We start from the raw sequence: 11,828 nt of genomic DNA on the forward strand, positions 1-11,828 counted from the left end.
AAACTCTATATCAGGGGATTTTGGCCCATTTTGATCCCATCTTGGCCCATGACCTCTACACTTCGAATCAAAGCATCTCAAATTAGCCCATACTTTAAAGGCAAAAATACCCATAAATGCATGGTTTCAATTGCTTTGAATCAAAGCATGCTTTTGGACATTTTTGTTACTTTGATTCGAAGCAAAATAGAGCTTTATACCATTCAAAGCTTATCCCATCATAAGAGGTCTACAAAAAAACACCTTAAACCTAATATTTTGTAGACCAAAATCTTGTCTACTTAACCCATTGGGTCTACAATTTAATACCCATAAAGTAATAGTTCGTAGACCGCCATGAGAAGAAAAGAAAAATTACTGTCCGTACTATCTCACACTACTAAAGCTGGTGGAGGTGTTCATACGGCTACAGAGATAGCATTTATGCTCGGCGAAAAACATACACCTGCTTTTACAAAGTTTCTTACAGATTGCGTACGACAAGGTGTGTTACGAAGAGTTGCAGCGGGTATTTTTGAAAGTACCATTACTCCTCCAGATGGATCCACGGCAATTTACAAGGTTGTAAATAAGCTCAGAGGAGACGTACTTAACTATATCAGCCTAGAGAGCCAACTTAGCTATACAGGCGATATTTCGCAAATTGTTATGGACAGACTCACTGTGATGACAAAAGGTAGAAGTGGTATTTTTCCGACACCTTATGGCGTCATTGAGTTTACACATACAAAAAAAACGATCGAGACAATCGCTCCTAATATTTATTTCGATTCAGATATAAAAATGTATCGGGCCAAAACAACCCAAGCTCTTATTGATTTAAAAAACTGTAATCGAAATCTGCACATGCTGGAGGCATAACATGCTCAAAGAAGTCATAAAGCAAATTGTTAACACCAATCCTGAGTATGCAGGGATAACACCTGTTATAGAAAAAGAAATATTGCACCATGATATTATGGCGGTCATGGTAAAACAGGGGGTTATGCAATCACTAACTTTTATTGGCGGCACATCACTTCGCTTATGCCACAACAGCTCTCGATTGTCTGAGGATTTAGACTTTAATGGAGGGTATGACTTTAAACCTGATGACTTTGATGGTTTGGAAGTCGAGATTCAAAAGTACATACAAAAAAAATATGAAACAGAAGTCTGGGTAAATAAGCCGAACCAAGACAAACAAGGAGACACATCTTCTTGGAAAATTAGTATCGAAAAAGAAGCCAACCGCCCTGATCTACCACGTCAAAAAATGCATATCGACATTTGTGCTATCCCTTCTTTCGACATTGAGAGAAGACCACTGATCAATCATTACGATGTCGTCGTTCCAACAGAAGGACTTTTGATACCAGTACAGTCGTTAGAAGAAACCTTGGCAGATAAATTCATTGCTCTAGCATACCGTTCCAGACGTATTAAACCTCGTGATGTTTGGGATATTCTTTGGATCAAGCAAAGAGGTATTGACGTATCCATAGAGCTGATCAGCAAAAAACTTGCGGCAAGAGAAAAAACAAAAGCTAACTTCATAGAGTCGCTTACCCTTCAGGTCGAAAAATTACTGAACGAAGAAGAGGTAAAAGCTGACTTTAACAATGAAATGAGCCGTTTCATTCCAAGCCAAATTAAACAGCGAACAATTGATAATCCAGAATATTGGCAATACGTGCAACTTGAAATTAAAAGCATGACAGACCCCATACTCAGACCTGATTTACAGACAAAGAAATTTGATATGGGACTTTAAACAGTAATCAAATAAGGCATATAAACGCTGAGTAGTGATGTTAAGCCGTTCATCTAGGGAACGTGCGATTAAGTCAGATTATTAGCACTAAGTCGCAGCTGGCCTGATTCACTCTTTAATTCACTAAAAATCTCGGTTTTTAGTGTGTCTATTCCTTAGTTGGAGGCTTAAAAGCTCCAACTGCCGTCATCAAGACGGATTAACCCCGTGCAGACCTTATCATCTGATCCACTCGCAATATGTTTCCCAGTGCAAACAGCACCGCGAGCTTATTATCATTTTTTGATAAACCTTTATAGACCACTTTGCGGAAGCCAAACTGGCACTTCAGTATCCGAAACGGATGCTCTACTTTTGCTCTGATACTGGCCTTTATGTACCCAGTCTTAATGGGGAGTTTGTTAATACGGGGATGCTTCTTCCATTCCCGAACCTTGCTTGGCATCTCCGCAATCAACCAGTCCAACGTCTTATTATTGGTTTCCTCACGTTTTTCTACGCCACGGTAGCCTGAGTCAGCAGAGACAAACGTCTCATCGCCATGTATGAGCTCAGTGATTTGGTTTAGGTCATGTTCATTGGCAGAAGTGGTGGTGAAACTATGCACCAAGCCACGTTTAGCATCGACTCCAATATGTGCTTTTAGTCGGGTAAGGACAGTGTGTTACCACACCATCCTCCCCTAAGAACCGTACTTGAGAGTCACCCCTCATACGGCTCAAGCCTCTCAACAGCCTTGATATGACCGAGCTTCACAATGGGGAAATCGATCGATGGCGGCGCTCCAAATAAGCGTTCCATGTCGGATTGTAGGGATTCACTGCACTACGTATTTTAATGTGCCTTACGATCAGAACGGTCGATGCTGAAAACAGCCGCAACCGTTGGCTTATGCCATTAATCCGATCATCAGACGCAAACACCCAGTGTCTTGCCCCTTCAACATGGAAGTATTTTTTCTTTACCCATTTCGCACCTTTCATGGCGTGCCTACGCACAGCCCATCGCCACAGAATTCGCCAAATTTGATGGTCAATCCATGTAAAACGAGCCTTAGACACAATATGGCGGTGATACATCGCCCAACCTCGGATTACCGGATTGATATTCAGAATCAGGTTCGCCTGTTGCCGACTTGTTTCCATTCACTATTTTCCGGACCTTATCTAAAAGCGCCTTCACGCTTTTACGGGCAGGGGTAATCAGTAGCTTGCCCGAATACTTACGTATATTTTGGCCCAGAAAATCGAAACCTTGTGCGATATGCGTGATCCTAGTCTTTTCGTCTGAAAGCTCCAAGCCCCGTGCCTTTAAGAATACCTCAATTGCCGGGCGAACTTGGTGCTGCAAGACCTCTTTCGAAGCCCCTGTCACGATGAAGTCATCAGCATATCTCACGACGTGGATTTTAAACGGGCGTCGTGGTGTATCTTTTGGAGACACGCTTATATTAACTGCCTGCTCTAGCCCATCCAACGTCAAATTCGCCAGTACCGGGGAGATGATTCCGCCTTGCGGCGTACCGGCCTCGGTAGCGAATAAGGCTCCTTTCTCTACATACCCTGCTTCAAGCCATTTACGCAGCACGACTTTATCCATGGTGATGTTTCTGAGCAGCCAATCGTGACTGATGTTGTCGAAACAGCCGCGAATGTCGCCCTCCAGCACCCACGTAGCGGATGTTCGCTTTGCGAGTGCATTGAAACAATGTGCGATGGCGTCTGCCGTTGAACGCTCGGGCCTAAAACCATAGGAGTTCGGGTCTGCTTGGGTCTCTGCAACAGGTTCCAGCGCTAATTTCCATAAGGATTGCATCGCTCTGTCTCGCATTGTCGGTATCCCAAGAGGACGCTTCTTTCCATTGCTCTTGGGTATGTAGATACGTCTTAGCGGTTGCGGTTGATAGCCGCGATGCTTTAACGTGAGTGCTCCCTTTGATTTGGCGGCCGGAGTCGACCATATCTTGCCGTCGATCCCCGGTGTTCTTTTACCTCGATTTTCCGTCACCCGTTTTACAGCAAGCATTTTGCTGTAAAAGGAGCGGGTTAGTAGGCGCTGCAAGGCTTTCACTTTGCCCCATCTACCTTCCTGTGTTGCTTTAGCGATACGCACTTGGAGTCGCCTCACGTCTTTCTCGATATGACACCAGTCTGCCCAGAGCCATATCAATTCTGCGTGCGAAGGTGCACCCACACCTGAGACCGGCGTCTTCGCGCTGATTGCCGATGCTGTCATCTGCTTTCCTCCGTTAAACAATTTTTCAAGTTATCTCGCTATGAAAGACCTCGTGGAAGTCTGCTCGCTTTCGCGCCGAGTGATGTTTCAACCCGTATTCTCTCGATTACAGAGAGGCATTCGCTTTTTCCACATTCCTTTATCCGCAGTACCAACAATGTTCCTCACGGTTCATCTGCCAACTATGGCAGTACTACGGACTTACCCTGTTCCGCATGTATTTCAGAGCGGAGCGGACCTCCCCATTTCGCCGGTGGCGCATCATTCACGATGGGTTATTGGTCAGAACCCATACCTGGCCACACACCTTTTGGTTCAAGCCTATCAGCATCTTTGGCTTGTCTGGTTTAACGACGTTTATAAGAGATTCACATCTGTTGGCCGTAGCCGCTCATTCCTAGCACCGCTCCGCCTTAATGCTGGCAGATTCAGTCTTCTCTCACGGTTCGACTGACCGATAAAAATCGGTGGTTACATTGTCCCCGAAGCTTCGCACGGTGCTGTTACCAGCTCCGCACGTCCGAGTAGGAAACGGTTGGTGAAACAACCGGTTTCGTCAGGTAGACATACCCTGCGAAACAGAAATACTTGCAACTTTCAGGTCGCACTGCCAAAGAACCATTGTTTTCCCTTTTGCGTTTGGTGCATTTCGGGATCGCGTGCATTAGATTTATTTTTGGTGGAACTTGCTGCCTCAATAATCGTCGCATCAACGATTGTCCCTTCTTTAAAGTAGGTGCCAGAATCAGACAGCCATTTGTTTACTTCTTTGAAGAGTTTACGACCCAGCTTATGCTTCTCAAGCAGGTGACGGAAATTCATGATGGTCGTGTGGTCTGGGATCGCACCTTCTAATGATAGGCCAGCAAACAGCCGCATAGAGGTGATCTCGTAAAGGGCATCTTCCATCGCTGGATCACTCATGTTGTACCAGTTCTGCATAAAGTGAATGCGTAGCATGGTAGCGAGAGGGTATGGACGCCGACCATTGCCAGCTTTTGGGTAAAACGGCTCAATCTGAGCTTCGAGCTGTAGCCATGGAATCAGCTCATTCATCCGACCAAGGAAGAGCTCTTTGCGAGTCTTGCGGCGTTTGCTGGTAAATTCGGTATCGGCGAAGGAAAGCTGATTCATGTCATTCGGTCTTGAGGTAATGGTCAGATCGGCATTGTCTCATATTGGGGACTTAATCGCAGTTTCCCGAATGGATAAACAAACTCCCAACTTCCAAGAAGAATTCAGCGCAAAAATACCCGCACTGACATTGTTCACCAACTTGGGTTACACCTTCATTCCACCAAGTGAATGCGAAGCGCTACGCGGCAACACACTAGCGAGTGAAAAGAAAAGCACTCATCAGGTTGTTTTACTCCCTGTAATGCGTGATTTTTTAGCCAAGCAAACATTCTCGTTTGCAGGTAAACAACATACATTATCAGAGGCCGCAATTGATAAGGTAATGCATGAGCTGAACCCTGCCATGAACCTTGGGCTAAAAGCGGCTAACGAGAAAATCTACAACGCTTTAATGTATGGCATCAGTGTGACCGAGTTTATTGATGGCAAAAAAGCTTCACCCACCATTCAATTAATCGACTGGTCGAATATTAACAATAACCACTTTCACTTTACCGAAGAATTAGTTGTGCAAAATGCCGAAGGCACAGGCACTCGCAGACCAGACGTGGTGTGCTTTATAAACGGCCTACCGTTGGTAGTGATTGAGGCTAAACGCCCTGACTCGAAGCATGAAAGTAAATCGACCAGCTATGAAGCGGTGTCTCAGCAAATTCGTAATCAGAAGCAAGACGAAATCCCTCATCTATTTGCTTACAGCCAGTTACTGTTAGCAGTTAATGGTCATGAAGGGCTTTACGCCACTTGCGGCACACCTGAAAAGTTTTGGGCCAAGTGGAAAGAAGAACTCATTCCAGAAGCGGAATTTGTGCGTTTAAAGAACCACAAATTAAGCGATGAACAAATCAACAATCTGTTTGACCATCGCCCTGCTTCCGATAAAACAGAATATAAGTCTCTGATCTCTGCAGGTGATTTAACCGTTACCGACCAAGACCGATTAATTATCAGTTTGTTGCGCCCAGACAGACTGTTAGAAATGACGCGTTTATTTACCTTGTTTGATAAAAAAGCAGGCAAGATCGTAGCGCGTTACCAGCAAGTGTTTGGTATTAAAGCTTTAATAGAACGCATCACCACATTTGATGAGCAAGGTGCGCGTGAAGGCGGTGTTATTTGGCACACTACCGGCAGCGGTAAGTCATTCACCATGGTGTTTTTATCCAAAGCCCTTATTTGGCTAGAAGAACTCACTCAATGCCGCGTGATTATTGTTACCGACCGAGTGGATTTAGAAGATCAGCTTAGCCGTACGTTTGCTTCAGGCGGTGTATTGACAGACCGCGACAAGAAAGACGCGATGCCAACCTCTGGTAAACGCCTAGCGGAGCAAATTGGTAAGGGTAACGAACGCGTTATCTTTTCCATTATTAACAAGTTTGGTTCTGCCATTAAGCAGCCTGAGTGCTTCAACGACAGCCCAAATATTTTGGTATTGGTTGATGAAGGCCACCGCAGCCAAAACGGTGAAAACAATATTCGTATGCAACAAACGCTGCCGAAAGCCGCGTTCATCGCCTTTACGGGTACGCCGCTGTTAAAAGACGATAAGACCGAGAATAAGTTCGGCAAGATCATTCACTCTTACACCATGCAGCAAGCGGTTGAAGATAAAACCGTGACGCCGTTATTGTACGAAGAGCGCATTCCTGACCTGAACGTAAACGACAAAGCCATTGATGCGTGGTTTGAGCGTATTACGTCAAAGCTTACAGAAGAGCAAAAGACCGATCTTAAAAAGAAGTTTTCACAAAAAGGCCAAATCTATCAAACCGAAGGGCGTATTGAATTAATTGCCCATGATATTTCTGATCACTTTCAAAATTTTAAGAACCAAGGTTTAAAAGGCCAGCTAGCGTGTGACTCTAAAGCCTCTGCCATTCGCTACAAACAAGCCTTAGATAAAATTGGCAAAGTGACCTCTGTGGTAGCGATGTCTGCCCCCGATACTCGCGAAGGCCATGATGTAGTTGACCAAGAAAGCAAAGACATTGTGCAGAATTGGTGGAAAGGTAATGTTGCCAACACCTATGGCGGCGACGATAAGGCTTACACAAAGGCGATTATAGAAGACTTTGGCCGTGATGATGGCCCAGACATTATGATTGTGGTTGATAAGCTTCTTACGGGGTTTGATGAACCCAAGAACACGGTTCTCTACATCGACAAGCCGCTGCGCGAGCACAACCTGATTCAAGCGATTGCACGAGTAAACCGATTGCACAAACAAAAGCAGTTTGGGTATTTAATTGATTACCGTGGCATTTTAAAAGAACTCGATACCACCATTGAAAAATACCAAGACTTGGCTGAACGCACCCAAGGCGGCTTTGATATTGACGACCTTAAAGGTTTGTATAACCGCATGGATACGGAATACAAAAAGCTGCCAGGATTGCACAGTGATTTATGGGGAATTTTTGAAGGGGTTAAAAACAAACAAGATGGGCCTGCGCTAAGACAAGCGTTAGCGCCTAAAGTGAAAGACGTTGCGGGTGACTTGGTTGATACCAATCTTAAAAAGCGTGATGACTTTTATTCAGCTTTAACGGCATTTTCCAACTGCATGAAGGTTGCTTTACAGTCGGCCAACTACTTTGAAGATAAATCGTTTGATAACAAACGTGATGTCTATAAACGTGACTTAAAAGCGTTCGTAGAACTGCGCCAGCAAGTGCGTGAAGATGCTAACGAAACCATTGATTACGATGACTACGCGGAAGACATTCGCAGTCTGCTTGATAAGCACATTGCAGGTGTTGAAGTTAAAGAAGCTGAAGGCGCTTACCTAGTTGGTAATCTTGGTAAACACGTAAAGCCTGAAACCCTAAGCGATGATGAAGCACGTAACCAGACCGATAAGATCACTGGCCGCGTGACTAAAATGATTGAACAAGACCTTGCCGATGACCCTTATGCGCAGGAGTATTTTTCTAAGCTGCTGAAAAAAGCGATTGAAGACGCTAAAGCCATGTTTGATGCCCCCGTTAAACAATACATTTTGTTTGCAGATTTTGAGCAAGAAGTGGAAAGCCGCAAGGTCGCCGACATTCCAAATGAATTTACCGATGAGTCGGGCAAGTTAAACAAACATGCCCAAGCGTATTTTGGTTTGTTTAAGCACTTACTGGGCTCGGACTATTTGGCCGAAAAATCATTGGATGATGCCAAACTTGTCGATTATGCCTTTAGCATAGATAAGGTAGTAAACGACGCCGTAGCGGAATACTCCATTAACCCGGCTGAAATTGAGAACGCAATCAGCGTAAAACTACTGCCTATGCTGTTCAGCGACTTAGGAGTTGTGGATGCGCAAAAGCTGATTGAAGGCGTACTCAAAATCACTCGCTTGGGTATTTCGAGATCGTAATGGTGAGAACTTAAAGGTGTTAGATTAATGGTTACTCACTCTATTGCTGCCACAATTGTCGGAACAGAGAGCCGCCCGAAAGCACTTGAGCGTGGCGTATTCTCATACGGCGATGAGCTTATTCATTATGAAGTTATTCGTAAGGATCTCTCGAATAAAAAACTTGCATCTAATAAGCAAGGCAGCAAAGTGGTGATCAAAGTACACCCCGACCAGCGAGTGGTCGCAACCGTGTCGACAAGTGCATCAGATGAAGCCATTAAAAAGGCGGTACTAAAACAAGCCCGATGGATTTGGCAAAACCTCACAGAGTTCGCTAAGCAAAAAGACCCTGTTCTACCTAGGCATTATGTCAGCGGAGAAACACAGTTCTATCTTGGCAGACGCTATGTATTAAAAGTACAAATCGACCCAGAGCAACCTACTAGCGTTAAGCTAAGTCGTGGCAAGTTTAATGTTTCACTGCAACGTGACACGAAAGACAAAGCCTCCAAGGTGAAAGCCCTTCTTGATAAGTGGTATCAAGATAAAGCCAAATCCGTTTTTCACGATCGCTTAAACGAGCTACTTCCCAAAGCCACATGGGTGAAAGGCGTACCATCGTTTCGGGTAATGAGCATGAAAAAGCAATGGGGAAGCTGTTCAACCAAAGGCAACCTAATGCTTAACCCTCACTTGGTTAAAGCCCATAAGGAATGCATTGATTACGTGATACTACACGAGCTTTGCCACATTGCTGAACACAACCACAGCGAGCGTTTCTGGCGTTTATTAACTCAAGTAATGCAAAACTGGAAAGAAGTAAAAGCCAAATTAGATGACATGGCGGAGATGTATTTGAATGAGTGATGGAAATGGCTAAACCGATATACACATGGAAGAAAAATCTGAAACCTCAGATCTTGCTGGATAAACTATCAAAAATAGTTAACGTAACAGAAGATGGTAAAGTGTCATTTGTAGGCTGGGATTACCATGAAATAATTGTGGCGTTAGAAAACATGGTAGAAACTAAAAACGCTTCACGAGATCTATATTTACCTACTCTCATATCTAAAGCTGTTACTCTATAAGCCCCCTAGTTAGATTGCGATTTCTTCAATCTATCTAACCGAGTCCACATAGGACAACTGCATTGACTGGAGCCTCGATTTACATTAACGAGGACTCCTCATGCGAAAACTATCCCCAATCATTCTGGCGCTTGCGCTGTCTCCTTTGGTTCAACCTGAACCTGTGTCTGAAGGTCGGTAGGCTTGATGCTGTTGAATGCGCTGCTGCATTTCATCATCACCTGCCCTTGCCGTAGCGATATAAGTCACTGGTAAACCCACTTCTTTAGCTAAGCTTTCTGCATAACGACTTTTGCCTGAACGCACACCACCTAAAACAAGCTGACGCATAGTCACCCCTAAATAGAAATCTCAATGCCAAAAATAAAACCCTTACCTATGCGATACTTTAATGAACAAAGGCTGCTAAAATATTTTTCTTAACGCCCTAACCAATAAACAAGGTTCTTTTAATGGCTAGCTATCGCCTATTTTTACTGTCATTTTTCTTGTGCATCTTTAGTTTAAGTGCACTAGCCTCACCAGTAATCAATATCAACAAAGACACAGTACAGCTAAAAAATTACGCTATCGAATATTTTATCGACACCTCACAAATAATGAAGTTTGAGCAGCTGCGTAACCAAACCTTTCACCCAACCAACAACACCACTACCCTAGGCAATCAAGCCCCCGTTACTTGGTACCGAATAAAACTAGATAACCAAGAAAAACAACAGCAAAAACTTTACTTGCATCTACCCAAAGCCTACCACCTACGCTCAGTTGCAATTGTTGAAGAGTCCAGCCGAGCCAATAACTTACCGCTGCTGGTTAACCAAACCTCAATTAACCTTAATACTGCCAGCAGCCATCCCTTAATGTACCAAGGTACAGTGGTTTACCCCTTTACACTGCCAGCACTAACCAACACAACGTTATACATTAAAAGCCACGCCTATTCTCACCAATGGTTTGCAGCAGAAATTTACGACGAAGAACACTCGCGTAAAGCATTGGTTGGTGGGCATTTAGATATCGCACTCTTAGTCGGTATGATGGTCGCGCTAGTCTTCTATAACAGCCTTCTTTACCTAGCCACCAGCAAAAAAGAAAATATTCTCTATTCCCTTTACCTGGTTTCAGGCCAGCTTTGGATAGCACTTTCTTACGGACTAATTAGCAAAGCCTTCAATACCTATGGTGATTGGGTGTTTATGCTTAATCTAACCGTCTTCACCATGCCCATTTTTTTGGTGTTGTTTATGATGGCCATTTTTGAAACCTCGCAAACCTACCCCAAAGAGCATAAAGGCTTGCAAGCTATTTTAGCCTTATTAGTTGTTGGCTTTATTTACGGATTATTTGATATTTCCAGCGCGTTAAAATACGCCAGCAACCTAGCCTTAATCATGATGTTAGTTACCTTCTCCGTTAGTATTTCCTTATTCCGCAAAGGCAACCCGCTGGTAAAGTACTTTTTAATCGGGCATACCTTTTTTGTTATTTTTAATGCCTATGCCGTTCTCTACTACAAAGGGCTAGTAGAACCCAACTATGTAAACAGCCACGGCGTAGGTATTGGCATAGTTTTAGAAGCGCTAACCCTAGCCTTTATTATTTCTCACCGAATAAAAATACTCGAAAAAATTCGTTCTAAACAAGCCGAACTAACTCAACAAGCGGCTACTGACCCACTCACCCAGCTTTATAACCGCCGTTATTTTTTAACTGAAAGTGTTATTTTGGTAGAAAAAGCACAGGTAAATGGTGAGCCTGTATCCGTTATGATGTTAGATATAGATCACTTCAAAGCAGTTAACGACCAATATGGGCATAAAGCAGGTGATTTAGTGTTAATTGAAGTTGCCAGTGCTTTTCAAAAACTTAGCCGAGAGCAAGATTTAATCGCCCGTTTTGGTGGTGAAGAATTTGTTATTCTCCTGCCTAGTTCTAACAGCCAAGCAGCAAAAGAGTGTGCTGAACGCATTCGCCAAGGCATTGCAGAGCGCAGCATTAAACTAGATGAGTCAACCAAGATAAAAATAACCATCAGTCTAGGCGTTGCAGAAATGAGTATCGCCAGCCAAGAATCCATTGAAAGCACACTTAACCGAGCCGATAAAGCCCTTTACCAAGCCAAAACCCAAGGCAGAAACCAAGTTTGTATAGCTGAGTTTAAAAAAGATTTGTAACATTTCACAAAAAGCACCCTTATTTATGTTGTTTCTTGTGACTTTTGAGAGTTTTGAGACTGGCACCCACAAAAAAAACACTTCAA

9 protein-coding genes and 2 pseudogenes are annotated in these 11,828 nt (G+C 43.7%); 6 read left to right on the forward strand and 5 right to left on the reverse strand.

The genetic code is table 11. The annotated features are described in order from the left end of the window. The first annotated feature begins 336 nt into the window (after positions 1–336). Positions 337–861: a type IV toxin-antitoxin system AbiEi family antitoxin gene (gene abiEi / locus J8N69_RS02190; RefSeq protein ID WP_168825850.1), complete on the forward strand. Its 525-nt coding sequence runs from the start codon at positions 337–339 to the stop codon at positions 859–861. A gap of 1 nt (position 862) precedes the next feature. Continuing rightward, entirely contained in the window at positions 863–1,753 is an 891-nt protein-coding gene (locus J8N69_RS02195; protein ID WP_168825852.1) for a nucleotidyl transferase AbiEii/AbiGii toxin family protein, read from the forward strand. Positions 1,754–1,952: 199 nt separating this feature from the next. On the opposite strand, the pseudogene J8N69_RS02200 reads toward J8N69_RS02195, so the two are convergent. The 4 genes and pseudogenes from J8N69_RS02200 to J8N69_RS02215 all read right to left on the reverse strand — a co-directional run. Further along, positions 1,953–2,399 (reverse strand): annotated as a pseudogene (locus J8N69_RS02200) (transposase); the annotation flags it as partial. A 106-nt stretch (positions 2,400–2,505) separates the two neighbouring features. Beyond that, complete coding sequence (locus J8N69_RS02205; protein WP_227803947.1) at positions 2,506–2,898, reverse strand: group II intron maturase-specific domain-containing protein; 393 nt, start codon at positions 2,896–2,898, stop codon at positions 2,506–2,508. Next, complete coding sequence (ltrA, locus tag J8N69_RS02210; RefSeq protein ID WP_227803948.1) at positions 2,807–3,988, reverse strand: group II intron reverse transcriptase/maturase; 1,182 nt, start codon at positions 3,986–3,988, stop codon at positions 2,807–2,809. Before ltrA ends, J8N69_RS02205 begins: the two co-directional genes overlap by 92 nt. A 609-nt stretch (positions 3,989–4,597) precedes the next feature. Further along, positions 4,598–5,122: pseudogene (locus J8N69_RS02215) on the reverse strand (IS5 family transposase); the annotation flags it as partial. Between J8N69_RS02215 and J8N69_RS02220 the strand changes: the two are divergent. The 3 genes from J8N69_RS02220 to J8N69_RS02230 are packed head-to-tail and all read left to right on the forward strand — an operon-like array spanning position 5,121 to position 9,568. After that, on the forward strand, positions 5,121–8,495 hold the full coding sequence (locus tag J8N69_RS02220; protein ID WP_227803949.1) for a type I restriction endonuclease subunit R: 3,375 nt from the start codon (positions 5,121–5,123) through the stop codon (positions 8,493–8,495). The pseudogene J8N69_RS02215 and the gene J8N69_RS02220 overlap by 2 nt on opposite strands. 27 nt (positions 8,496–8,522) lie before the next feature. Next, positions 8,523–9,344: a M48 family metallopeptidase gene (locus J8N69_RS02225; protein ID WP_168827610.1), complete on the forward strand. Its 822-nt coding sequence runs from the start codon at positions 8,523–8,525 to the stop codon at positions 9,342–9,344. 5 nt (positions 9,345–9,349) lie between these two features. After that, positions 9,350–9,568, forward strand: coding sequence for a hypothetical protein (locus J8N69_RS02230; RefSeq protein ID WP_168827608.1), 219 nt, complete (start codon positions 9,350–9,352; stop codon positions 9,566–9,568). A 150-nt stretch (positions 9,569–9,718) separates the two neighbouring features. Here J8N69_RS02230 and J8N69_RS02240 read toward each other — a convergent pair whose 3' ends face one another. Beyond that, on the reverse strand, positions 9,719–9,898 hold the full coding sequence (locus J8N69_RS02240; RefSeq protein WP_168827606.1) for a bifunctional adenosylcobinamide kinase/adenosylcobinamide-phosphate guanylyltransferase: 180 nt from the start codon (positions 9,896–9,898) through the stop codon (positions 9,719–9,721). 122 nt (positions 9,899–10,020) lie between these two features. Here J8N69_RS02240 and J8N69_RS02245 point away from each other — a divergent pair, with 122 nt between their 5' ends. Further along, positions 10,021–11,742, forward strand: a complete 1,722-nt coding sequence (locus tag J8N69_RS02245; RefSeq protein WP_168827605.1) for a GGDEF domain-containing protein — start codon at positions 10,021–10,023, stop codon at positions 11,740–11,742. Positions 11,743–11,828: the final 86 nt, after the last annotated feature.

Source organism: Marinomonas profundi, assembly GCF_020694005.1.
GTDB classification, from domain to species: Bacteria; Pseudomonadota; Gammaproteobacteria; order Pseudomonadales; family Marinomonadaceae; genus Marinomonas; species Marinomonas profundi.